The organism is Vreelandella venusta, assembly GCF_007989605.1.
GTDB classification, from domain to species: Bacteria; Pseudomonadota; Gammaproteobacteria; order Pseudomonadales; family Halomonadaceae; genus Vreelandella; species Vreelandella venusta.
This window is the reverse complement of the sequence record NZ_BJUL01000019.1, coordinates 16,487-41,415: the sequence shown is the minus strand read 5'-3', so window position 1 is coordinate 41,415 and position 24,929 is coordinate 16,487. Positions and strand designations below refer to the sequence as shown.

The following is a 24,929-nucleotide window of genomic DNA, read 5'->3' as shown; positions in this document are numbered from 1 at the left end:
AGTATAAGAGCCAACGGCGTTGACGCCAGACGCCATGTTAATGACGCCTGACATCTACAACGTTTCTATTCGATGCCCTTCTTTAATCACCCTCAACATCGATCACGCTTAAGGCGCTTCAATCACCCAGGTTGTTCCCTCACGGGAATCCTTTAGGATAATTCCCAAACTCGCTAGTTCATCACGAATAGCATCTGCCTGTGCAAAATCTTTATTCGCTTTAGCGTCTTTACGCTGGGCTATTTTGGCTTCAATCTCAGCCTCGCTCAGTGCTACCTGCTGCTGATTACCTTTCAAAAAGGTCTGAGGATCTTGCTGCAAAAGCCCTAGCACACCTGCTAGACGGGTTAATTCCGCGGCTAACCGCTGCGCTCTTTCTGGCGACTCGCTCTTAGCGCGATTGAGATCCCGCGCTAGATCGAATAATACCGCTAACGCCTCAGGCGAATTAAAGTCGTCATCCATCGCCATAGTGAAACGCTCGGCATAACCTTCCTCATCTGCGCCACTGCGAGACGATACTTCCACCCCTTCTAACGCTGTATAAAAACGCGTCAGCGATTTGCGGGCCTCATGGAGAGAGTCTACCGAGTAGTTAATAGGGCTACGGTAGTGGCTAGCCACTAGCAAGAAACGCACAACTTCCGGGTCATGCTCGGCCAACACATCACGGATGGTAAAAAAGTTACCCAGCGATTTTGACATTTTTTCCTGGTTAACCCGCACAGCCCCGGCATGCATCCAGGTGTTGACGTAGGTTTTACCAGTCGCCGCCTCTGATTGGGCAATTTCGTTTTCATGATGAGGAAACGTAAGGTCAGGACCACCACCATGAATATCGAAGGTATCGCCTAAGCAGCACGTTGACATTGCTGAGCATTCAATGTGCCATCCAGGACGGCCATTGCCCCAAGGCGAGTGCCAGTGTGCTTCGCCCGGTTTAGCGGCTTTCCAAAGCACAAAATCAAGCGGGTCTTCTTTATGGACATCAACCTCGACCCGGGCACCAGAACGCATATCATCAAGTTGACGATTATTTAGCTTGCCGTAATCAGCGAACTTGCGTACCCGATAATACACATCACCATTGGCAGCAGCATAAGCAAAGCCTTTTTTAATCAGCGTCTCAACCATGGCAACAATGTCATCAATATGACCTGTCGCCCGAGGCTCATGGCTTGGGGGCAATACCCCAAGACGTGCTTCGTCTTCGTGCATTGCCTGAATCATGCGTTCGGTGAGTGCACTGATCGATTCGTTATTCTCTTCCGCACGCTTGAGAATTTTATCGTCAATGTCGGTGATGTTACGGACATAAGTAACATCATAACCGCGATAACGCAGATAGCGGGTTATCACATCGAAGGCTACCATGACCCGCGCGTGGCCAAGGTGACAGTAGTCATACACCGTCATGCCGCAGACATACATACTGACTTTACCCGCCACTAGCGGGGTAAACGGTTCTTTGCGGCGTGTCAGCGTATTATAAATGTGCATATGACGATTCCTTAGCCCTTCTGTTTGATTTTCGCCCAGCTATCTTTCAACCCAACGGTACGATTAAACACCAGCTGCCCTGGCTTAGAAGCATGACGGTCAGCGCAGAAATAGCCCACCCGCTCAAACTGGAAGCGGTCTTCTGGAACAGCATCCGCCAAGCTGGGCTCGCCAATAGCGTGGCATACCGTCAAGGAGTCGGGGTTCAGGTGTTCAAGGAAGTCGACATCTTTGTCACGGTCCGGCTGTTCAACCGTAAATAAATTGTCATACAAGCGCACTTCCATCGGCACACCATGGGCAGCACTCACCCAGTGAATCACGCCTTTCACCTTACGACCTTCAGGGTTTTTACCTAGCGTATCGAAATCCACCGAACAGTGCAGTTCCGTCACGTCACCGGCTTCGTTCTTAACAACGTCATCACAACGAATCACGTAACTGTTACGCAGGCGGACTTCTTTGCCGGGCGCTAAACGGAAAAACTTTTTGGGTGCATCTTCCATGAAGTCGTCTTGATCGATATACAGCTCGCGACTAAACGGCACCTTGCGCACCGCCATATCTTCTCGTGCAGGGTGCCCTGGCACGTCATACACTTCTTCATGGTCTTCAGAAACGTTGGTCAGCACCACCTTAAGGGGTTTCAATACACACATTGCCCGCGGCGCATTGTCCTCAAGATCAGAACGAATCGCATGGGTTAGCATGGCAATATCCACCAAGCCCCCATCAGCGCGCGTAACACCAATCATCTCACAGAACTTACGAATGGAGGCTGGCGTATAGCCACGGCGACGCATGCCTGAAATGGTTGGCATACGCGGGTCATCCCAGCCATCGACAATCTGCTCGTCAACCAGCAGTTTCAGCTTGCGCTTGGAAGTGAGGGTGTAATCCAGATTCAGTCGAGCAAACTCGATTTGGCGCGGCTTGGCGGGAACCGGCAAATTATTCAAAAACCACTCGTACAGCGGGCGATGGTCTTCAAACTCCAGCGTACAGATTGAATGGGTAATGCCTTCAATGGCGTCAGACTGGCCATGGGTAAAATCGTACGACGGGTAGATTTTCCACTTGTCACCTGTTTGATGGTGGCTGGCATGGCGAATCCGGTAAAGGATCGGGTCGCGAAGATTGATATTGGGCGACGCCATATCAATTTTTGCACGCAGTACTTTTTCGCCTTCGCCAAACTCGCCGTTACGCATGCGTTCCAGCAAATCTAGGTTTTCGTCAACGCTGCGCTCGCGGTAAGGACTTGGCTTACCCGGTGCCGTGAGTGTGCCACGGTATTCGCGAATTTCATCTGGAGAAAGATCATCAACGTAAGCTTTGCTCTCGCGAATAAGATGTTGTGCCCACGCATAAAGCTGATCGAAATAATCAGAAGCAAAGCGAACTGGGCCTGCCCAGTTAAAGCCTAACCAGCTGACGTCCTCTTTAATGGCGTCGATATACGCCTGTTCTTCCTTCGCCGGGTTGGTGTCGTCAAAGCGCAGATGACACTCACCACCTAGCTGCTCTGCCAACCCGAAGTTTAAACAGATCGACTTTGCATGACCGATATGTAAAAAGCCATTAGGTTCAGGAGGAAAGCGCGTCACAATTTTGGTGACCTGGCCGCCCTCTATTTCGTCGCGTACTTGGTTGCGAATGAAGTTCGGCGCTGGGGTGGTCTCGTTGGTCATGGTGGTGTTGATAACCTCATGGTGGATGGCGAGCTAGGCAACCAATGCCTAAGCTATTAGGGTTTGCGCTTCGCGGTGCCAAGCAAAACCGCTATTATAACGTGACGCCGATGCACAGCGCCAAGGCGAACGCCTTTATTGAACAGGAATTTATCTATGATCGTATTACAGACCAACCACGGTGACATCACTATTGCGCTTAATCATGAAAAAGCGCCGAAAACCGCCGCCAACTTTGAGCAATATGTCCGCGATGGTTTTTATGATGGCACTTTGTTCCACCGTGTGATCGATGGCTTTATGGTTCAGGGCGGTGGCTTCGATCAAGATTTTAACCAAAAGCCAACCCGCGATCCGATCGAGAACGAAGCCGACAATGGCTTACAAAACACGGTTGGCACACTGGCGATGGCACGCACTCAAGACCCTCACTCTGCCACAGCCCAGTTCTTTATCAACGTTGGTAACAATAGTTTCTTGAATCATAGTGGTAAAAGTCTTCAAGGCTGGGGCTACGCCGTGTTTGGCGAGGTTGTCGATGGCATGGACGTAGTAGACGCCATCCGCGGTGTCAGCACCACACGCCGTGGCATGCACGCCGATGTGCCCGCAGACGATGTCATTATTGAGCGCGCCTATGTAAAAGAAGCCGACTAATTACGGGAGTTCTATGCGCACTCTGCTGATAGCTGATATGCATCTAAGCAGTGACACCCCTGAAATCAATCAGGGGTTTTATCGCTACTTAGAGCACACCGCTACTGGGGCTGATGCCCTGTATATTCTAGGCGACCTGTTTGACGCCTGGATCGGAGATGATCTCCTTGACACACCGCATCCTCTTAGCGACATCGCCTGGGAAGTGATTAGACGGTTACGCAAACTAAGCAGTAACGGAACCGCCATTTATTTCCTGCACGGCAATCGCGACTTTCTGATTGGCGAGCGCTTCACCAGTGAGTGCCTAGCCTCTCTGCTACCCGAAAGCCAAACGGTGGAACTCCAAGGAGTGCCTGTCGTTATTCTGCATGGCGATAGCCTTTGCACTAGAGACGAGGCTTACATGGCGTTCCGCCAACAATCGAGAGATCCTCAGTGGCAAACGCAAATCCTATCCTTACCCCTTGATCAGCGGTTAGAGCTTGCCAAGAGTCTGCGCATGCAGTCGGGCGATGCCAATGCGAGCAAAGCGGAAGCGATCATGGACGTGACCCATGAAGAAGTGGTGGCACTAATGGCACACTCAGGTGTCACCACCATGATCCACGGCCACACCCATCGGCCAAAAGTACATGACCTGACGGTTGAGGAGGTCCCTGCTAAACGTTTTGTTCTCGGTGATTGGGATACTCACCATGGCTGGGACATCATCGTTGAACGCACGGCAGAGCATGACGCGATGCCTATTCTGCGCCAATTCACCTTAGCCAACCCACCCTGACATCTAGCGTTGCACTATCAAAAAAAGCCGGCCAAATTAATTGGCCGGCTTTTTAGGTTGATAAAAACGCGTTAATTACCGCTCAATCTTCGCGTCACTACGCAGATCGTCTACTAAGCCCTGAATGATAGACTGTGCGCGAAGCTGCTCGGCCATTTGTGTAACAAAGGAGGTAAGCTGCTCGTCAACTTCGCCTACCGATACGCTATCCAGCGCTACGACGGCAACACCTTCCGGCAATGACACAGAACGGTAAACGCTATCCCCCTCCTGCGGACGCGGCATACGAAACACCTGTTGCACTACCGCCTGGGGAAGCACACCGTCAGACTGACGCGAGATATTGTTAGCCTCACGCCAATCAATATCGCTGGCCTCGCCCGCTTCCACCGCTTCAATCATACGAGCCGCTTCTTGCTCCAGCGCTTCTTGGCGCTGTTGAGCCACTACAGCATTAGCGACTTCGTCACGCACATCGTCTAACGTGAGTTGAGTCGTTTCGCGGTGTTCCGCAACACGCAGCACCAAGCGACGATCATCATCAAGCTCGATCACTTCGCTGTTATAGCCCTCTTCTAGCACATCAGCACTAAAGGCCTCATCCAGCACTCCTGGCTCTGAAAGCACACCTTCACCTTCACCGCGTGCTAGCCAGTCAGTCTCATTTAGCGTGAGACCGAGGTCATCCGCAACGCTTTGTAGATCATCAGCAGCAAAACTCTCATCAATTAAGCGCTGAACTTGCTGATTGAACTCATCACTAACTTCACGCAGAGCAACATCTTGCCGAAGCGCTTCACGCTGCTCTTCAAAGTCGGGGACTACCAGCTCGGTTACCTGAAGGATATGAAACGCACCATCCATTTCCACCAGTTGAGAGGTTTCACCCTCATCTAGAGCAAAAGCAGCTTCATCAAAGGCATCACCAAAGAAACCACGACTAATCACCCCTAAGTCGCCGCCTTCCTCAGCACTCGCCGTATCATCCGAATAACGCACAGCAGTATCAGCGAAAGAATCGCCACGACTCAAAGCATCTAACGCCTCATTAGCGCGTGCTTCTGCTTCTTGGCGGCTGCGCTCTTCACCAAACGTCACCATAATGTGCGAAACACGTCGATCGGCATTGCGATTCTGCTCGCGCCACGCATCGCGCAAGCTCTGCTCATCAACCTCAACATTTTCTGCCATGGCTTGACGATCAACTAGCACATACTCAACACGTACCTGCTCAGGACGTTCAAAACGCGCCTGGTTTGCATCGAAATATGCCTGCATTTGTGCGTCAGTAACATCCGCCTCTACAGTCACATCATCGGTATCTAATAAAACATAGCGAAAACTGCGCTGCTGGCGCTGCAGCTCAGCTAAACGCTCCTGCTCATTTTCCAAACTAAAGTCGCTAAACGCAAGGCCTTGTTGCAAGTGCTGACGTTTAATATCAGCACGCAGCTCTTCACGAAACGCCACAGGAGTATATCCGGCACCGGCAAGGCGGTTGCGGAATATTTCAGCTGAGAACCGACCATCTTGATCATGAAACTCTGGCAAACCAACAATCATTTGATCTAGTTGGGCATCAGAAACAAACACTCCACCGTCTTCAGCATACCTCGTTAGCAGTTGCTGAGTTATTAGCTGATCAAGAACGTCATTACGCAGCGCCCGCTCTTGCTCTGGTGGCACCTGTCCAGAACGAAGCGCACGCTGCACCTCAAGCTCAACCTGCTGACGCATGATTGGCTCGCCGTTAACGCTTGCCACTTGATTAGGGTCATCGCCAAAGATACTAAATAGCGACTCCACGCCAAAAAGCGCCATGGCAGCGACCATGACACCGATAATTATTTTGGCACCCCAGCTTCTGGAGCCATCTCGAATACTTTGCAGCATGCTAGCCTCAGATCATCACAGCTATCTATCGCCCTAACTATCGGGCCAGAAAAAAACATGGGCGCATCGCGAATGCGATGCGCCCATTAGCTTACAGCAAACGCGAGCCAATTAGTTGACGGCGTCTTTCAGCGCTTTACCGGCTTTGAAGCTGGGGACTTTTGCAGCGCTAATTTCAATCGGCTGGCCAGTCTGCGGGTTACGGCCAGTACGAGCAGCACGCTCTTTAATTGCGAAAGTACCAAAACCTACCAGTGAAACACTTTCGCCTTTTTTGAGGCTATCGGTGACAGACTCCACCATGGCATCCAATGCGCGGGTTGCCGCTGCTTTAGGAATATCAGCAGACGCGGCAATAGCTTCAATCAGCTCGGACTTATTCACACTTCACCCCTTAACTGTTTCAAAAAAATGGCTCTGAACGGCACTGCCACCGTTAGATGCAACTTCAAAGCATAGCTGTGTTTTATAGCAATGCCTTGAAACCCCTGTCAAGCGACAGTGCCGAGAAATGCCCGCAACTCAAGGTCTTGGGCAAAACTATTAAGTACTGTTAAAACTCAGCGGAGCATTAACGCTTAATGGGTACTCGTTACGACGGTTGAATTAAAAGCCGGATCAGAACCTTTCAACGAGACACTCTCGTCGATTGGATCATTATGTAGCGCTACGGCCAGTACTTCATCTATCCACTGTACGGGGCGGATATCAAGTGCCCCTTTGATATTTTCTGGCACTTCCTTGAGGTCGCGACGATTTTCCTCAGGAATTAGGACCGTCTTTATACCACCGCGACGGGCTGCCAGCAATTTCTCCTTTAGCCCTCCAATAGGCATCACTTCGCCACGTAGGTTCACTTCGCCTGTCATGGCCACATCACAATGCACAGGGCGTTGAGTATAGGCAGAGACAATAGCGGTTACCATGGCGATACCTGCACTTGGGCCGTCCTTGGGCGTAGCGCCCTCTGGAACGTGAATGTGCAAGTCTTCATTCTCAAACCGTTGAGGATCAATGCCATACTCTTTTGCACGTGCCTTAACGACCGTTTGCGCCGCACTCACTGACTCTTTCATAACATCGCCCAGCGAGCCGGTTTTGTTAACGCGTCCTTTGCCGGGTGTCACAACCGACTCGATATTCAGCAATTCGCCGCCAACCGATGTCCACGCAAGCCCCGTCACCCGACCTACTTGATCTTCCTGCTCAGCCAACCCGTAGCTATAACGGCGCACACCGGCATAGGCTTCAATATCTTCAGCTGTCAGCTCTTGTTGAGCCTGCAAATGACTGCCCTGCTTATCGCCCGTTGTCTGCTCGGCTTCTAAACGCTCACGCAGCACCTTGCGGCACACTTTAGCGATCTGGCGCTCCAGCTCGCGCACCCCCGCTTCCCGAGTGTAATAGCGCACTAGTTCTAGCAGAGCATCATCATTGAGGGCTAGCTCTTCGGATTTGAGGCCATTCGCTTCCTGTTGCTTCGGCAACAAATAACGCCTAGCGATCGCTAATTTTTCATCTTCGGTGTAACCCGGCAAGCGAATTATTTCCATACGATCCAAGAGCGGACCAGGAATATTCATTGAGTTAGCAGTACAGATGAATAGCGTTTCCGATAGATCGTAGTCCAGCTCAAGGTAGTGATCACTAAAGCTATTGTTTTGCTCAGGATCAAGTACCTCTAGCAGCGCTGATGCAGGGTCACCGCGATGATCCATACCCAGCTTATCGACTTCATCCAATAAAAACAGTGGATTCTTAACGCCAGCACGGCTCATCCGCTGGATTAGTTTACCCGGCAACGAACCAATGTAGGTGCGGCGATGACCGCGAATTTCAGACTCATCACGTACACCACCTAACGCAAGGCGAACATATTTACGATTCGTGGCCCGCGCGATAGATTGACCAAGAGAAGTTTTACCCACACCCGGCGGGCCCACCAAGCATAATACAGGCCCTTTCATCTTGCGTACGCGCTTTTGTACTGCAAGATACTCGAGGATGCGCGCCTTAACTTCTTCTAAACCGTAGTGATCTTGGTCCAGCACTTCCTGAGCTTTCACTAAGTCGTGCTTGACACGGGTACGCTTCTTCCAGGGGACGGCTATTAGCCAGTCTAAGTACGAGCGAACCACGGTAGCTTCAGCTGAGTTAGCGGCCATCATTTTCAGCTTGCTAAGCTCTTGAGTCGCTTTTTCAGCCGCTTCTTTAGGCATTCCAGATGATGCGATGGCTTGCTCGTATTTTTCAGCCTCGTTCGGCACATTATCCAGCTCACCCATCTCTTTCTGGATGGCTTTCATCTGCTCATTGAGGTAATACTCACGCTGGGTCTTTTCCATCTGCTCTTTGACGCGCGAGCGGATGCGCTTCTCAACCTGCAGCAAATCAATTTCGGACTCAATCAGCGCCATTAAGTGCTCAATGCGATCACGTACGCGATCCATTTCGAGCAACTCTTGCTTGTCACCTATTTTTAATGACAAATGCGCACAGATGGTATCAACCAACCGACTAGGATCCTCAATTCCAGAAAGCGAATTGAGCACCTCGTTGGGCACCTTTTTGGACAGCTTGACGTATTGCTCAAATTGATTGAGCAGCACACGTACCAGCGCCTCCTGTTCACGACTGGTTAGCGGCTCGCTCTCGCGAGGCACCAAGTGAGCTTGGGTGTAACCCGTCTCGTGCTCTTCAATATCAATAACATCAGCACGAAAATTACCCTCAATCAGCACTTTTACAGTGCCATCAGGCAATTTTAGCAGCTGCATGATATCGGCCACGGTGCCCATGGCATAAAGATCAGCGTTGTCGGGCTCATCCTGGGAGGCCTCACGCTGAGCCACCAGCAGCACACGCTTGTCGGCCTCCATCGCCGCTTCCAACGCTTGGATGGACTTCTCACGACCAACAAAAAGTGGAATAACCATTTGCGGGTACACAACCACATCCCGCAAAGGCAACAGGGGTAGACATTGTGTCTGATCGGCGTTCTGCTGCATCGCAGACGTTCCTCAAAATCGGATGAGTACTTGAAAGGGTACTTAGCCAAGTACCTCACAGTATGAAAAGCATGGCGCTAGGGCGCTGAGCAGCTAGGCAAACATTTCATTAGTAACTTATGAATAACAAGGGGCCGCCTAGGCGACCCCTTGGTTTGGCGCAAGCGGTAAAAGCTAGGCCGTGGCGCGCACGTCAGGACTAACCGTCAGTGCCATCAACACGAGCATCTTCCTGCTGCGAATAGATCAGTAGCGGCTCACTCTCGCCAGCAATCACTGAACTATCAATCACCACTTTGCTAACACCTTCAAGCGAAGGAATCTCATACATGGTGTCTAGCAGCACAGACTCAAGGATTGATCGCAGGCCTCGCGCGCCCGTTTTACGTTCCATTGCCTTACTAGCCACTGCACGCAACGCTTCGTCTCTAAACTCAAGCGTCACATCTTCCATTTCAAAGAGCTTGGCGTACTGCTTAACCAGCGAGTTTTTAGGCTCAGTTAAGATCTGCACCAACGCATCTTCATTTAGCTCAGTGAGCGTCGCAATCACGGGCAGACGTCCAACGAACTCAGGAATTAAACCAAATTTCACTAAATCATCGGGTTCTACGTCGGCCAATAATTCACCGACACCGCGCGAAGACTCTTTGCTCTTCACGCTAGCATTGAAACCAATGCCACCTTTCTCAGCGCGGTCACGGATAACTTTATCAAGTCCCGCAAAGGCGCCACCCACAATAAACAGCATGTTGGCCGTATTGACCTGAACAAACTCTTGCTGGGGATGCTTACGACCACCCTGCGGCGGCACGGATGCCGTTGTGCCTTCAATTAACTTGAGCAGTGCCTGTTGGACACCCTCACCCGACACATCGCGCGTGATGGAAGGGTTATCAGACTTTCGCGAAATCTTATCGATTTCATCGATATAAACAATGCCTCGCTCAGCCTTTTCGACGTCGTAATCACACTTCTGCAGAAGCTTTTGGATGATGTTTTCAACATCTTCACCCACATAACCTGCTTCTGTCAGCGTAGTGGCATCGGCAATGGTAAAAGGTACATTCAATAGCCGCGCCATGGTTTCCGCCAACAGTGTTTTACCACTACCAGTAGGACCAATAAGCAGAATATTTGATTTACCTAGCTCTACATCGCCTTCACGCACTTCCGTCTTAAGACGCTTGTAGTGGTTATAAACCGCTACAGATAGCACCATTTTGGCGCGATCTTGTCCGATGACATAGTCGTCTAACGTATGACGTATTTCGCGAGGCGTAGGTAAACGCTCCTCATCGCTCTCGGCATCGGCTTCGAGAACTTCTTCGCGAATGATGTCATTACATAAGTCGACACACTCATCGCAGATATATACGGACGGGCCTGCAATTAGCTTACGTACTTCGTTTTGATTTTTACCACAAAACGAGCAGTATAAAAGCTTGCCACCTTCGTCCTTGCCTTTGCCGTCGGCCATTCGCGTACCTCTATCACTGCGGCGGCTTACGCCGCCGGAAAAGCTCGTTAGAAAAGCAGAATCCTACCACGCTATCAGGATGTAGGCCGCTTATCCAGCACTGCGTCAATCAAGCCATACTCTTGGGCTTTAGTGGCGCTCATAAAGTTGTCACGGTCAGTATCCCGAGCAACAGTATCAAGTTCTTGACCTGTATGATGGGCTAAAATCTGGTTCAGTTTTTCACGAATACCTAAAATCTCACGGGTGTGAATCTCGATATCAGACGCTTGGCCTTGGTAGCCACCCAGCGGCTGGTGAATCATCACACGGGAATTAGGCAAACAATAACGCTTACCTGCTGCGCCTGCCGTCAGTAACAATGCCCCCATGCTAGCCGCTTGACCAATACATACGGTCGATACATCAGGCTTAATGAATTGCATGGTGTCATAGATAGACATGCCTGCGGTAACAGATCCACCTGGCGAATTGATGTAAAGGTGAATATCTTTATCAGGGTTCTCTGACTCAAGAAACAGCAGCTGTGCTACCACTAAATTCGCCATGTAATCTTCCACTGGTCCAACCAGGAAAATAACACGCTCTTTTAGCAGGCGTGAGTAGATGTCATAGGCTCTTTCCCCTTTGGCGCTCTGCTCAACCACCATGGGCACTAAACCGCCGGCGTTTTGAATATCAAACTCACTCATTCGTGATTCCTTGCGTCCGGTAAGGGAAAGCGCACCCACAGCGGGTGCGCCACGCGATGAAGTTAGGCGCTAGCTTGCTCGCTTTCTTCAACATCTTCATCTTGCTCGGCCTGTTGCTGAGCCGCCGTCAATGCCTGCTGGTATGACATTTCAACGTCTTTAACGTTCGTCTGCTCCAGCAGCTTATCGACAGCCTTCTCTTCTAGGATGGCAGACTTCACCTGGGTTTTGAGCTGCTCATTACCCATGTAGTATTCAACCACTTCGGAAGGATCCTGATACTGCTCTGCCAGCTCTTCAACCTTAGCTTTAATTGCATCATCATCAGCGTCCAGCTCATTCGCCTTGATAACCTCGGCAAGCAGCAGTCCTACTTGGACGCGGCCTTTCGCTTGCGCTTCAAAGAGCTCATTCGGTAGCTGGCTGACATCGAAGTCCTCGCCCAGACCGAACTGCTGTGCTGCCTGACGCTTCATACCGTCAGTTTCTTGCTGAACAAGCGCGCTTGGCACAGGAATATCGTTCGCTTTTTTCAGCGCGTCTAATACTTGCTGCTTAACACGGTTATCCACCGCCTGGGCCGCTTCACGCGTCATGTTCTTTTTGATTTCAGCGCGGAATTTTTCTTCATCGCCATCTTCAACACCAAAGCGCGCAATAAACTCAGCGTCTACGGCCGGCAGCGTTTGGCTACTGACTTTATGGACAGTGACTTTAAAGGTGGCTTCTTGGCCTGCTAGGTGCTCGGCTTGGTAATCTTCAGGGAAGGTAACAGTAATGGTTTTCTCATCACCTGCCTTCGCACCGATCAACTGCTCTTCAAAGCCTGGGATGAAGCTGTTAGAGCCAATAACTAAAGCATGGCCCTCAGCACTTCCACCTTCAAACGGCTCATCACCCAGGAAGCCCTGGAAGTCGATAGTCACTTGATCGCCATCAGCAGCAGCGGCGTCTACTTCTTCCCATGCAGCATTTTGCTTACGCAGTGTATCGATCATTTCGTCGACATCAGCATCGCTGACCGTCACTACTGGACGCTCAACCTCAGTGCCTTCGATAGACGCAAGCTCAACCTGCGGGTAGATTTCCATAACTGCCACAAACTCTAGGTCTTTGCCAGTTTGGTTTACTTTTGGCTCAATCTGGGGAAAACCAGCAGGATTAAGGCCCTCTTCCGTGATGGCACGCACATAGCGCTCACGCATCACTTCACCTACCACTTCATTGCGCACGCTGTCGCCATAGCGCTGACGAACTACAGCCATCGGCACTCGGCCTTGGCGAAAACCATTCAGGCGAACGTTTTTCGCAGTGTCTACTAAGCGAGCGCTGACGGCCTCGTCGATTTCGGCGGCCGGCACCTGAATAGTGATACGGCGTTCGATCTGGGAGGTCGTCTCGACGGAAACTTGCATGAATTGTCCTCTAGCGGCTGGGCGTTATGTTGATTGCGTAAAATAAGTACAAGGGGGCAATTTTAAGAACCCTAGCGCATCGTGGCAAGCGCCATGCTCGCAAGATGGGGGCATAACCCACAAATACAAGGGTAATCACTAGCAAAACGACCATTTTAGGTCGTTTTTTGACCATAATGCAGTCAAAATTATTTTTAAACGTTACACGAAGCCTTGTAGCCTGATTATCATTTCTAAAATGGAGGCTTTTAATCGCGCTTTACCCACCACAAAGAAACAGCATGAAATAGCAAACCGCAGGTTGCTGCGTGGGAAATAAACACTTGCCAGCTAATCCAGTCGGTAAACAGACCGTGCCATGCCCCCATCACTAAGGCACCCATTAGCAGCATAAGCAGCAAGCGCTGGCATAATTTCGGCAGCGCTTTTCGTGCCTCAACCGACAGCATTTTCCACTGTACAGCAGCAGCCCCTACCACAATGACTAGCGCAACAAGTAACAATGTCTGGCGTGTCTCATGCCCTTCTACCATGTAACGAGGTATTGCGGCCAACATCACAATGCAAAGTCCGACGGCAACGCTAATACGTTCTGGAGAAAAAGGGACTCGCTGCATGATTAAGCAACCTTCAGCTGTTGAGACTCAATCCACTCTTCCACCCACGGAATAGCGGCGTCATCTGCCATAAAGGTCTCCATTGCATCCACCTCTAGCCGCTCACCTAAGCGCGTTGCGCCGTGATCTGCTAATAATGCGTCGAGCGCTCTTCCCGCCCCACAGAACGTGTCTCCGTAGGAGCTATCGCCCAGCGCAATCAACCCATAACGCAACGATGTAAGCGAGGGGCTTTTTTCCTGTAGCCCGCGCACAAAAGCAACAAAATTTCCCGGATAATCTCCACTGCCCGTGGTTGATACACAAAACAGCGTAAGATCCTGGCTATTGGTCAAATCGTCTATCGTCGGCTGCTCAGAAATAGCAACACTGTAGCCAGCCTGCTCAAACAACGGCTTTACTTGCTCTGCGACATCTAGCGCGCCACCGTACATCGTACCGACTAGAATCGTTAGCGTTGGCATGGCCTACTCCTCTGCAATAGTGTCGCACTGCGCTTTGTTCAGTCGACAAATACCCGATGAATTTGGTCAAATATTAACACGACTCGCAAAAACGACACACGCCTTCTCATAAGGCGCTATCAATCACTCAGTAGGAAATCTTATGCAGCAGCTTTTTGAGGCATGGATAACACCGGTCATGATCGGCGGCTTAATCGTGTTTATGTGCTTTATTATTTGGGACTTAGCCAAGAAATCCAACGCAGGAAAGTTTGGCACCATCATGCTTTTTATCGTTCTAGGTGCTGGCATGCTGGGTTATATCCTTAAGGTAGTGATCACTTGGCTCCTTGAAGGACGTGGGCTTTAGTCCAAAATTAAAAAGGAGCACCAGAAGGTACTCCTTTTCATTTATTACCATTCTGCACATCAGTTCAACGCAACCGCTCGATACATTAAGTCACCGAACCAATGCGCCTTAACTCCCGCTACACGTAAGTTAGCTACTTGTATAGCGCTCTACCTGTTGCTTGAGTTTTTGACCGGGACGAAAAGTGACAACTCGCCGTGCAGAAATGGGAATTTCTTCACCTGTCTTGGGGTTACGCCCCGGTCTTTCGCGCTTATCACGCAAATCGAAATTGCCGAAACCCGATAGCTTAACCTGCTCGTTTTCGCGTAAACAGGCACGGATTTCTTCAAAAAAAGCCTCAACCATGGCTTTTGCTTCTCGCTTCGACAGCGCGAGCTCCGTGTGTAAATGTTCTGCTAGCTCTGCTTTGGTCAACGCACCCATAAGGCCCCCTCCATGTAGCAAACGCATTGCCAAGAACGTGATAAGCGTCGTGTCATGGCATTATTAATTATTCACGTAACAGTCCTTCACACCTACCTACAAATCCTATCCACGTAGCTCAGCATCTAATTCTGCTCGCACTTGCGATACGATGGAATCTACCAACAGGTTGATTTCATCATCATTTAGCGTGCGTGATCCGTGCTGCCACGTCAAGCCCAATGCAATACTCTTGTGACCATCCGCTACCCCCTTACCAGCATAGACATCAAATAGCTTAATATCTTTTAAGTAGTCGCCAGCTTGCGCTTTTGCGCAGTCAAGCAGCGCTTGAACCGGCACCTCCGTCTTCACAGTGAAAGCCAAGTCACGACGAACTTCTGGATAGCGTGACAGCGGCTCAAAGGCCGGGATAAGCCCTTCGCTCAGCGCATCTAAGCGAACCTCAAACATAACGGCATCAACTTTCAGCCCTAGCTTGGCTCGTACCTGAGGATGCAAGGTACCAATCCAACCGGCAGGCTGACCATTATGCAACAGCTTCGCTGTTTGCCCAGGGTGGAGCGAAGGATGCTCACCTGGCTCAAAACGCCAAGCATCAAGCGCGCCACCAAGCGCCAGCAAGCTTTCTAAGTCGCCTTTCAGGTCGTAAAAATCGACTTGGGCTTTAGCCCCGCACCAACCTTCAGCCTCACGACCTCCGCACACTAGCGCCCCCATCATCGGGACCTGTGAAAGGTTGTCCAAATGACCATTAAATACCAAGCCAGTTTCAAACAACCTGACCCGGGCTTGCTGACGGTTCAGGTTATGCTCAAGTGCACGCACTAAGCCTGGGAACAAACTAGCCCGCATTACCGATAGATCTGATGAAATCGGATTCGCCAACACTGGCGAAATAGCGTCTGGCAACATCACCGCTTGGAGATCAGGCGCAACAAAGCTATAAGTCACCGCTTCCTGAAAACCACGAGCAACCATTTGGTTACGCAGCCGAGCTTGAGTTAGCACCGCCTCGTTTGCCGGACGCAGTGCCAAACGCGCCGCCGGGCGTCGAACTGGCAAGTTGTTGTAACCATGGACCCTGGCAATCTCTTCTATGAGATCTTCTTCGATCGACACGTCAAATCGCCAGCTAGGCGCTGTGACTAACCAGCCATCTGCCTGCTTCTCTACCGCCAGCCCTAGACGCTGTAGGATGTCAGTCACATCGTCAGTGGGCAGCCGCTTCGACAGCGCACTCGCTAAACGCGCCTCGCGCAATACAATATTACGCGGAGCTGGTAGGTTTTCACCACTGGACGACTCAGTAACAGGCCCAGCCTGACCACCACATATCTCCATTAGAAGCTGAGTGGCACGTTCAATCGCTACACTGGCAAGCGCCGGATCAACGCCGCGCTCAAAACGATGCGATGCATCTGTATGAAGACCGTAAGAACGCGCCTGACCTGCAATAGCCAGCGGCGTAAAATAGGCAGCTTCCAAGAAAATCGTATCGGTCTTATTACTTACCCCTGAGTTCTCGCCCCCCATAATGCCCGCCATTGCTAGCGGACCTTCATCATCAGCAATAACCAGTGTCTCAGGTCTTAGCGCTACTTCCTGACCGTCCAACAAAGTCAGCCGCTCTTCATTACGCGCCAAGCGAACGGTAATACCGCCGTGAAGATTGTCACGATCAAACGCATGCAACGGCTGACCAAGCTCTAACATCACGTAGTTAGTCACATCAACGACAGGGTCAATGGAACGAACACCGCTACGCCGGAGGCGCTCCACCATCCACAGCGGGGTTTCGACGCCAACATCCACCCCTCTAATAATGCGACCCAGGTAGCGCGGGCACTGCTCCGGCGCTTCAATACGCACTGGGAAAGTATCGTCAATACTGGCTTCAATGGCTACAATCTCAGGCCCACTCACCGGAAGACGATTGAGCACCCCAACCTCTCGAGCCAGCCCTTTAATACTCAGGCAATCACCACGATTCGGCGTGAGATCAACTTCAATGGTCATGTCATCGAGCTGCATGTACTCGCGAAAACTTAGACCTACCGGCGCAGAGGCAGGCAGCACAAAAATACCTGGTGACGTCTCTTCCTCAAGGCCTAGCTCTGAAGCCGAGCAAATCATTCCACGTGACTCAACACCACGCAATTTGGCTTTTTTGATTTTAAAGTCGCCCGGCAGAACACCTCCCACCTGAGCAAACGGAATTTTTTGACCAACATCGACATTGGCAGCACCACAAACAACCTGAACAGGCTCGCCGGTACCATCATTGACGGTACATACGTTGAGCTTATCAGCATCTGGGTGCTTCTCTTTAGTCAGCACTTCCGCTACCACTACGCCACTAAACGCAGACGCAACAGCCTCGATAGCATCGACTTCAAGGCCTGCCATAGTAATTTGATCAGCAATTGCCTGTGTATCAAGCTGCGGAGCCACCCAGTCACGCAGCCACTGTTCTGAAAATTTCATATTGATTCCCGTCGTTGGCAGCGGTCTTAGGTAAATTGGCGAAGAAAACGCAGATCGTTCTCAAAGAACAGACGTAGGTCATTGACGCCGTAGCGCAGCATCGCAAGCCGCTCGGCACCCATACCAAACGCAAACCCTGTGTAGCGCTCAGCATCAATACCTGAGTGCCTAAACACCTCGGGATGCACCATCCCACAGCCCATAATCTCTAACCAGCCGCTATGAGAGCAGACACGACAACCAGCACCGCTACACATCACGCACTGAATGTCGACCTCAGCGGAAGGCTCAGTGAATGGAAAGTAAGAGGGGCGGAAGCGCACTGACAGATCATCGCGCTCAAAAAACGCCTGGAGAAAATCCTCGATAGTGCCCTTAAGATCTGCAAAGCTCACACCTTCATCAACCAACAGACCTTCCACTTGATGAAACATTGGAGTGTGGGTGAGATCTGAATCACTACGGTAGACACGACCAGGGCAAACAATACGGATCGGTGGCTCACTACTTTTCATAGTACGCACTTGAACTGGCGATGTGTGAGTACGTAACAAGCGCGTAGCATCGAAATAGAAAGTATCTGCCATCCCACGCGCGGGGTGGTGAGCGGGTATATTTAGCGCTTCGAAATTATGATAGTCATCTTCAATTTCTGGCCCTACCGCCACATCGTAACCAATTCTAGTAAACAAACCTTCAATACGCTCAAGCGTACGAGTGACGGGATGTAGACCGCCATTCTCTTGGCCGCGACCAGGCAGTGTTACGTCAATTTTTTCAGCGGCCAAGCGAGCGTTAAGCGCTTCACTTTCAAGCTGCTGACGTTTTGCATCAATTTCAGCTGCCAGGGTCTGCTTCGCCTGATTAATTTGCTCACCGGCGGCAGGACGCTCTTCTGCTGATAGCTTGCCTAAGCCTTTCAACAAGGCCGTCACTTCGCCTTTTTTACCCAAGTAACGTACGCGCAACTCATCTAGAGCAGAGACACTTTGCGCCGCATGAATAGCATCGCGAGCCTCTGACACCAGAGTAGGAAGATGGTCCATCCGATTCACTCCGAATTAAGCGTTTTCCATCTCTAAAGATGGCTGGCATGTTGAAGGTGACAAAAAAACAGGGGAAGAGCGGCTGCTCTTCCCCTGCATGGGTCACACTGAAATGACCTCTAACACGTCACACTGAGATTAAACTCAGTGCAATGCGTCTTATTGGGCAGCCTTGGCTTTTTCCACGATAGCCGCAAATGCAGCTTTCTCGTGTACCGCCAGGTCGGCCAATACTTTACGATCAATTTCAATGCCGGCTTTCTTCAGACCGCCAACAAAGCGGCTGTAAGACATGCCATTGATGCGCGCACCAGCGTTAATACGCTGAATCCACAGAGCGCGGAATTGACGCTTGCGGTTGCGGCGGTCACGGTAAGCATACTGACCGGCTTTGATGACAGCCTGTTTGGCAACACGGAAAACACGCGAACGGGCTCCGTAGTAACCTTTAGCCTGCTTCAATACTTTTTTATGGCGACGACGGGCAACTACGCCACGCTTAACACGAGTCATAACACACTCCTGACTTTATGGCTGAGGCTAAATGCACTCAGATAAGAAAATTCGACCTTACAGATTCGGCAGCATGCGCTGAATCAGCGCTTTGTCAGAAGCATGGATCTGCTTCATGCCACGTAGCTGACGCTTACGCTTGGTCGACTTCTTAGTCAAGATGTGGCTACGGAAAGACTGCTTGTGCTTGAAGCCATTAGCGGTCTTTTTAAAGCGCTTGGCAGCGCCACTGTTACTTTTGATTTTCGGCATGAGAAAACTCCGCTCGATATTTTTTAGAAAACCCAGGGCCGATCAGCGCTCTCACGCTGACCCGTTAGCTTCGCCGTTGGATCACTTCTTCTTCGGGGCAATAATCATGATCATCTGGCGCCCTTCCATTTTCGGGAAAGATTCTACCGCTCCGATCTCTTCCAGGTCTGCCGCAATCCGTTCCATTAGTTTACGACCAATGTCCTGGTGCGCCATTTCACGACCACGGAAGCGCAATGTGACTTTGCCTTTATCACCACCTTCTAGAAAGCGCGTCAGGTTTTTTAGCTTGACCTGATAATCGCCTTCGTCAGTGCCAGGACGGAATTTGACTTCCTTGACCTGAATTTGCTTCTGCTTTTTCTTTTGAGCCGCTTTCTGCTTCTTCGTCTCAAAAACAAATTTGCCGTAATCCATAATCTTACAAACAATGGGATCGGCATTCGAAATTTGTACGAGATCTAAACCGGCAGCTTCTGCACGCTCAAGTGCTTCGGTGGTGGGCACAACACCCAACTGTTCACCTTCAGCATCGATCAAACGTACTTCTTCTTCGGTAATTCTCTCGTTCATTGGTGGGCGCTTGTCTTGTGGACGCCCGCGCTGATTGCTTCGCTTGATTGCTCCGTCTCCTTAGGCAATTGACGATGTCGCCAGGGCTGCTCGCTCTGCATTACAACGTTCGATGAATTCATCGACTGTCATTGTACCGAGGTTTTCGCCGCTGCGAGTTCGCACGGCCACTGAGTCAGCTTCGACTTCCTTATCTCCCACCACAAGGAGATAGGGAACTTTCTGTAACGTATGCTCACGGATTTTAAAGCCGATCTTCTCGTTCCTCAAGTCCGCTTTAACTCGTAAGCCATTTTTTTGCAGCCGTTGCTCCAACTCAAGCGCATAATCACGCTGCGCATCAGTAATGGTCATCAACACAGCTTGCTGAGGCGCCAACCATAGCGGCATCGCACCAGCATAGTGCTCAATTAGGATTCCCAAGAACCGTTCAAAAGAACCTAAGATAGCACGATGAAGCATCACAGGGGTCTTTCGTGTCCCATCTTCATCAACGTATTGCGCGCCTAAGCGCCCTGGTAAATTAAAATCTAACTGTAGAGTACCACATTGCCAAACACGATTCAGGCAATCACGCAGAGCGAATTCAATTTTCGGGCCATAAAAAGCCCCCTCTCCAGGCTGAAGCTCCCAATCAAGCCCCGTCGCATTGAGCGCGGCTTCAAGCCCCCGCTCTGCCCGATCCCACATCTCTGCTTCGCCAAGAAAGTCCTCAGGACGAGTTGACAGCTTGAGCTCAACATCCTCGAAACCAAGCGTTTTATAAACTTGCAGAGTAAGCGCAATGAATGCTTCCGCCTCTGCCTGAATTTGACCCTCGGTACAAAAAATATGCGCATCATCTTGAGTAAAGCCACGAACGCGCATCAGACCATGCAACGAGCCCGATGGTTCATTCCGGTGGCAGCTACCAAACTCTGCTAGACGTAACGGCAAATCGCGGTAGCTTTTCAACCCCTGATTAAATACCTGTACATGACAGGGACAATTCATTGGCTTAACCGCATACTCACGTTTTTCTGACTCAGTAGTAAACATGAGCTCACTGTAGTGCCCCCAGTGGCCCGATTTCTTCCACAACGAAAGATCTACTACTTGCGGCGTCTTAATCTCTTGATAACCATGCGCTCGCTGAATTTTGCGCATGTAATCTTCTAGCGCCTGGTACATCGTCCAGCCATTGGGGTGCCAAAAAACCATGCCTGGGGCTTCTTCTTGCAAATGGAAAAGATCCATTTTGCGCGCCAATTTGCGATGGTCTCGCTTTTCAGCCTCTTCTAGGCGCTTCAAATAAGCTTTGAGCTGCTTCTTGTCGCCCCATGCTGTACCGTAAATACGTGTCAGCATTGGGTTTGAGGCATCTCCGCGCCAATATGCGCCAGCCAGCTTGGTCAGCTTGAAAGCTTTCAGGTGGCGTGTATTCGGCACATGCGGCCCACGACACATGTCCGTGTACTCTTCGTGGTGATACAAACGTATTGTTGCACCTTCAGGTATATCGCGGACAATTTCCTGCTTGAACGTTTCGCCACGCTCAATAAACGTTTTCATCGCCTTGTCGCGATCAACGTACTCACGCACCACGTCGTAATCACGCTCAATAAGTGATTGCATGCGTTTTTCGATGGCTTCCAAGTCGTCAGGCGTTACCGACTTGCCGAAATCAATATCGTAATAAAAACCATCATCAATCACTGGCCCGATGGCCATTTTGGCATCAGGGTATAACTGCTTAACCGCATGCCCAATCAAGTGAGCACAGGAATGGCGGATAATCTCAAGCCCTTCGGGATCACGGGCGGTAATTATCGCCACTTCAGCATCTTGCTCGATCAAGTCAGCAGCATCGACCAATACACCGTCAATCTTGCCAGCCACACAGGCCTTGGCCAAACCAGGGCCAATGGATTCTGCGAGCTGCATGATAGACAGTGGTGCTTCGAACGTTCTTTGACTGCCATCCGGCAATGTTACTATGGGCATTAAGATATTCCTTGAGCGCAGTGGTGATCCATACCAAGGATCACATTTCGCTATCAATGATCGAGAGTATTTAGGAGCTTTTTGAGGGTTGCCCAGCCTACCAGAATTTAGCCAGCCGTAACATAAAACGGGAGGCATAAGCCTCCCGTTTCGTGCTTAAAGGGCATTAATCACTGGCACAATGGCCTACCCCTTTAACGTAGCGATGCGTGGCTTAGTTCCACTCATCCATTTCTACACGACGGTTTTGTGCACGACCCGCATCGGTATCATTGCTAGCAACCGGACGCTCTTCGCCGTAGCCAATAGCGCGCATACGGTTAGCACCTACGCCACGCTGGGCAAGGTAAGCAGCAACAGACTCTGCACGGCGCTGCGACAGATTTTTGTTGTACTGATCCGGCCCACGAGAATCAGTGTGACCTTCGATGCTCACACGGACGTTCGGGTTATTAACTAAACGCTCAGCCACACCGTTTAGCACATTTTGCGCACCCGGTGTTAACTGTGCGGAGTCAAATTCAAAGTTAACATCGCGAAGAACTAAGCTTTCAGGGCAGCCCAGTGAGTTAACTTCAACACCTGCAGGAGTGTTGGGGCACTGATCGCGGTAATCCGGCACACCGTCATTATCAGAATCGAGTGGGCAGCCATTTGCATTAACAGCTACACCAGCAGGAGTTCCCGGGCACTGATCGCGGTAATCTGGCACACCATCACCATCGGAGTCCAGCGGGCAGCCTTCAGCATCTACAGCAACGCCAGCAGGTACTTCACCATAGCTTGGGCATTGTGGTGCTACGGGCTCGGGCGTACGGTCAGCGCACAACAGACCACCGATCGCTGCACCAGCAGTTGCACCAATAGCGGTATTTTCATCTTCGTCAGAATTGCCGCTAGTTGCATATGCAATACTGCCGCCGATAACACTGCCCGCCAGGCCGCAAACGAAAGGATGCTGATACCAATCGCGATCGCTACTTGCGCTGGTTTGGCCAGATGATTGTGATGCTGAGCTGGCACAGCCTGATAAACCTACCACCAGTGCAGAACCGATTAGCAAGCCAGTCGTTGATTTTTTCATGCAAAACTCCTTCTTGATCCAATGCTGACATGGTCATAAGACCAAATCTATCCCAATGCTTCTAATTTGCGAGAGCATCCATTTTTCGCTGCTCAGCACCATGGCAATAATGTACTTTCACCATAAGGCTGAACGTTTTCTAATGATTAACGTTTAATCACGAGAAGGCAACAATGCCGAGATATCAACTTCTTGCCAATACCGACATTCTCAGCATAGCAAAGTTGACGCAATAAGCGCCAAAAAACATAGGCTACCGTACTCAAAGCCCGCCATGCTCGTTAAACAAGGTTAATGAAGACCCCTAGATCCTTTGGACCTCCAGTCTATGATCTTTTTTGCTGCCTCAAGTACGGCAGGACGCATTTCGTCCTCAACAGCAATACGCTCTTTATCTTCTTGCATTCGCTCTCGTGGCGTCAATTGCTTACGTGCGGAGTGAGTTTTTAAATGCCGAGTACGATTGTACACCTCTGCAAACGCCTGAAAGTCTGGACGCTCTGTTAGGCTAGAATCAATGATCTCAAGCAGCACTTTGCATCGCCAAGCTCCTTCTGTAATGTCGACTTGCTCTTGCACAAGCGCACTAGCAACAAAATCCAGATTCTCCAGGCTGTTTTGATGGGCACGACGTTCTTCGTCCAGCCGAAATGCTTCTCGACGTTTAACCTCTTGACGAAGCTTATAGGCATAAAAACCAAGAGCTGCAATGACAATCATTGCAACGATGAATAACAACAGCGCTCCTGTGGAACTCATAACGCTCCTTTCACAACGGAGAGGTAGAAAGCTTGACGATAATTGTACACCCTATTCCCCCAATGAGACCACTTTGACTATTTTCCAGCTCTGTTTCAGCTCAAAAATAAACAGCCTCCCACTGTTTTTAAAGAAGCAAAACCTCACCTTACGTCAAGAAAACCTGCGTTGACTTTAGATCATTCACCTCACTAAAGTGCTGACTAGAGCGATATTTCCAGCACCAGACCGCCCAGCCCATACTCAAGGTCAGCGCAACCGCTCCAGCGGTATGCAACAGAGCCAGCCATAGTGGAAGCCACAGCAACACATTAGCAATACCAAGCGCGACTTGGGCAAAATAAGCAATTACCACCAATCTAAGCGCTCGCCCAACAGACACAGCATGGCGATATCGCCACCATAGCGCTGACACTACAATGCCAAGCACAAGCGCTCCAATACGGTGCATAACGTGAATAGCCGTCCGTGCGTCGGCATGTAACTGCCCGTGCAAATAATTAGGGCCAACAGTTTGTGTCAGGTGAAAGCCTTCGCTTATGTCCATTTCCGGCCACCATTGCGTATTGCAGGTTGGAAACCCCTGGCAGGCAATACCTGCATAGTTACTGGTTACCCAGCCACCTAAAGCAAGCTGCAAAACTAATACCAACACGCCTATCACCCAAAGCACATTAGCGTTCCTAAGTGGAGAGATATAGCGTGTAGGTGAAGAAGTATGGCCTGAGGAGGTATGGCCTGAAGAGGTAGACACAAGCTTTGTCAAGCTATGCCGAGTTCGCAAATGCAACCAAAAAAACACCATCAGTACACTCAGCCCACCCAACAAATGCAAAGTAACTACTTGTGGCCAAAGCTTTAGCGTCACTGTAAAAGCGCCAAATGCGCCTTGAAGTAGAATAACAACGAGCAAGAGAATACTTACTTTCCATGGAAATCCCGCACGTTTACGTAATGAAAAACCCAGCGCCACTACGCTTAAAACAATAAGTCCTAACAAACTTGCTACATACCGATGAGCCATCTCTACCCATGCTTTAAAAGGCACAAGAGGAACATCGGGATGCTGCAAGGCAGCATGCTCGGCGTCAGGGACTAACAACCGCCCATAACAACCTGGCCAATCTGGGCATCCCAAACCTGCGTCAACCAAGCGCGTCCATGCACCAACTAGAATCACGAACGCTGTCAGCGTAGTACCGATCAAAGTTAAACGTTTCAGCCATTGTAAGCGTCGCTCAGTGGAATATGGCACG

Annotated in this window: 23 protein-coding genes; 3 read left to right on the top strand and 20 right to left on the bottom strand. The window is 50.4% G+C overall.

Going from position 1 to position 24,929, the window contains the following annotated elements:
- Positions 1 to 108: 108 nt before the first annotated feature.
- Together cysS and HVE01_RS16625 are read right to left on the bottom strand one after the other, a co-directional pair.
- On the bottom strand, positions 109 to 1,500 hold the full coding sequence (gene cysS, locus HVE01_RS16630) for a cysteine--tRNA ligase (RefSeq protein WP_125747618.1): 1,392 nt from the start codon (positions 1,498 to 1,500) through the stop codon (positions 109 to 111).
- Positions 1,501 to 1,511: 11 nt separating this feature from the next.
- Positions 1,512 to 3,191: a glutamine--tRNA ligase/YqeY domain fusion protein gene (locus tag HVE01_RS16625; protein ID WP_125747616.1), complete on the bottom strand. Its 1,680-nt coding sequence runs from the start codon at positions 3,189 to 3,191 to the stop codon at positions 1,512 to 1,514.
- A gap of 156 nt (positions 3,192 to 3,347) precedes the next feature.
- Between HVE01_RS16625 and HVE01_RS16620 the strand changes: the two genes are divergently transcribed.
- The gene (locus HVE01_RS16620; protein ID WP_038483952.1) at positions 3,348 to 3,848 is read left to right on the top strand and encodes a peptidylprolyl isomerase; all 501 of its coding nucleotides are present in this window, start codon (positions 3,348 to 3,350) and stop codon (positions 3,846 to 3,848) included.
- 13 nt (positions 3,849 to 3,861) lie between these two features.
- Positions 3,862 to 4,632: a UDP-2,3-diacylglucosamine diphosphatase gene (locus tag HVE01_RS16615; RefSeq protein WP_125747614.1), complete on the top strand. Its 771-nt coding sequence runs from the start codon at positions 3,862 to 3,864 to the stop codon at positions 4,630 to 4,632.
- 75 nt (positions 4,633 to 4,707) lie between these two features.
- Here HVE01_RS16615 and HVE01_RS16610 read toward each other — a convergent pair whose 3' ends face one another.
- The 8 genes from HVE01_RS16610 to HVE01_RS16575 all read right to left on the bottom strand — a co-directional run bounded on the left by HVE01_RS16610 (position 4,708) and on the right by HVE01_RS16575 (position 14,201).
- Positions 4,708 to 6,525, bottom strand: coding sequence for a SurA N-terminal domain-containing protein (locus tag HVE01_RS16610; protein WP_125747612.1), 1,818 nt, complete (start codon positions 6,523 to 6,525; stop codon positions 4,708 to 4,710).
- A gap of 111 nt (positions 6,526 to 6,636) precedes the next feature.
- Complete coding sequence (locus tag HVE01_RS16605; RefSeq protein ID WP_009724302.1) at positions 6,637 to 6,909, bottom strand: HU family DNA-binding protein; 273 nt, start codon at positions 6,907 to 6,909, stop codon at positions 6,637 to 6,639.
- Between the two features lie 194 nt (positions 6,910 to 7,103).
- Positions 7,104 to 9,533, bottom strand: a complete 2,430-nt coding sequence (gene lon, locus HVE01_RS16600; RefSeq protein ID WP_125747610.1) for an endopeptidase La — start codon at positions 9,531 to 9,533, stop codon at positions 7,104 to 7,106.
- Positions 9,534 to 9,732: 199 nt separating this feature from the next.
- Positions 9,733 to 11,013 carry an ATP-dependent Clp protease ATP-binding subunit ClpX gene (clpX, locus tag HVE01_RS16595; protein ID WP_125747609.1) on the bottom strand — a complete coding sequence of 427 codons (1,281 nt, stop codon included), beginning with the start codon at positions 11,011 to 11,013 and terminating at the stop codon, positions 9,733 to 9,735.
- Positions 11,014 to 11,087: 74 nt separating this feature from the next.
- Positions 11,088 to 11,705: an ATP-dependent Clp endopeptidase proteolytic subunit ClpP gene (gene clpP, locus HVE01_RS16590; RefSeq protein WP_089038315.1), complete on the bottom strand. Its 618-nt coding sequence runs from the start codon at positions 11,703 to 11,705 to the stop codon at positions 11,088 to 11,090.
- A gap of 62 nt (positions 11,706 to 11,767) precedes the next feature.
- On the bottom strand, positions 11,768 to 13,120 hold the full coding sequence (gene tig, locus HVE01_RS16585) for a trigger factor (protein WP_146945147.1): 1,353 nt from the start codon (positions 13,118 to 13,120) through the stop codon (positions 11,768 to 11,770).
- A 248-nt stretch (positions 13,121 to 13,368) separates the two neighbouring features.
- Positions 13,369 to 13,737, bottom strand: a complete 369-nt coding sequence (locus HVE01_RS16580) for a hypothetical protein (protein ID WP_125747605.1) — start codon at positions 13,735 to 13,737, stop codon at positions 13,369 to 13,371.
- A gap of 2 nt (positions 13,738 to 13,739) precedes the next feature.
- Positions 13,740 to 14,201: a flavodoxin domain-containing protein gene (locus HVE01_RS16575; protein ID WP_125747603.1), complete on the bottom strand. Its 462-nt coding sequence runs from the start codon at positions 14,199 to 14,201 to the stop codon at positions 13,740 to 13,742.
- A 142-nt stretch (positions 14,202 to 14,343) separates the two neighbouring features.
- On the opposite strand from HVE01_RS16575, the gene HVE01_RS16570 reads away from it, so the two are divergent.
- Complete coding sequence (locus HVE01_RS16570; RefSeq protein WP_125747601.1) at positions 14,344 to 14,550, top strand: DUF2788 domain-containing protein; 207 nt, start codon at positions 14,344 to 14,346, stop codon at positions 14,548 to 14,550.
- A gap of 129 nt (positions 14,551 to 14,679) precedes the next feature.
- On the opposite strand, the gene HVE01_RS16565 is transcribed toward HVE01_RS16570, so the two are convergent.
- From HVE01_RS16565 to HVE01_RS16520, 10 genes are all read right to left on the bottom strand, one after another.
- Entirely contained in the window at positions 14,680 to 14,976 is a 297-nt protein-coding gene (locus tag HVE01_RS16565) for an integration host factor subunit alpha (RefSeq protein ID WP_009724294.1), read from the bottom strand.
- A gap of 105 nt (positions 14,977 to 15,081) precedes the next feature.
- On the bottom strand, positions 15,082 to 17,463 hold the full coding sequence (gene pheT / locus HVE01_RS16560; RefSeq protein ID WP_146945146.1) for a phenylalanine--tRNA ligase subunit beta: 2,382 nt from the start codon (positions 17,461 to 17,463) through the stop codon (positions 15,082 to 15,084).
- A 26-nt stretch (positions 17,464 to 17,489) separates the two neighbouring features.
- Entirely contained in the window at positions 17,490 to 18,509 is a 1,020-nt protein-coding gene (pheS, locus tag HVE01_RS16555) for a phenylalanine--tRNA ligase subunit alpha (protein ID WP_125747597.1), read from the bottom strand.
- A 159-nt stretch (positions 18,510 to 18,668) separates the two neighbouring features.
- A complete protein-coding gene (gene rplT / locus HVE01_RS16550; RefSeq protein ID WP_009097607.1) occupies positions 18,669 to 19,022 on the bottom strand; it encodes a 50S ribosomal protein L20 in 354 nt (117 codons plus the stop codon).
- 57 nt (positions 19,023 to 19,079) lie between these two features.
- Positions 19,080 to 19,274 (bottom strand): 50S ribosomal protein L35, encoded by a 195-nt coding sequence (gene rpmI, locus HVE01_RS16545; protein WP_009724291.1) that lies wholly within the window; start codon positions 19,272 to 19,274, stop codon positions 19,080 to 19,082.
- Between the two features lie 81 nt (positions 19,275 to 19,355).
- Complete coding sequence (gene infC, locus HVE01_RS16540; RefSeq protein WP_083003855.1) at positions 19,356 to 19,895, bottom strand: translation initiation factor IF-3; 540 nt, start codon at positions 19,893 to 19,895, stop codon at positions 19,356 to 19,358.
- Positions 19,896 to 19,907: 12 nt separating this feature from the next.
- Positions 19,908 to 21,830, bottom strand: coding sequence for a threonine--tRNA ligase (thrS, locus tag HVE01_RS16535; protein ID WP_146945145.1), 1,923 nt, complete (start codon positions 21,828 to 21,830; stop codon positions 19,908 to 19,910).
- A gap of 214 nt (positions 21,831 to 22,044) precedes the next feature.
- Entirely contained in the window at positions 22,045 to 22,914 is an 870-nt protein-coding gene (locus HVE01_RS16530; RefSeq protein ID WP_146945144.1) for an OmpA family protein, read from the bottom strand.
- 291 nt (positions 22,915 to 23,205) lie between these two features.
- Positions 23,206 to 23,673 (bottom strand): DUF2489 domain-containing protein, encoded by a 468-nt coding sequence (locus HVE01_RS16525; protein ID WP_146945143.1) that lies wholly within the window; start codon positions 23,671 to 23,673, stop codon positions 23,206 to 23,208.
- Positions 23,674 to 23,821: 148 nt separating this feature from the next.
- Positions 23,822 to 24,928, bottom strand: coding sequence for a COX15/CtaA family protein (locus HVE01_RS16520; RefSeq protein ID WP_146945142.1), 1,107 nt, complete (start codon positions 24,926 to 24,928; stop codon positions 23,822 to 23,824).
- Between the last annotated feature and the right edge of the window lies 1 nt (position 24,929).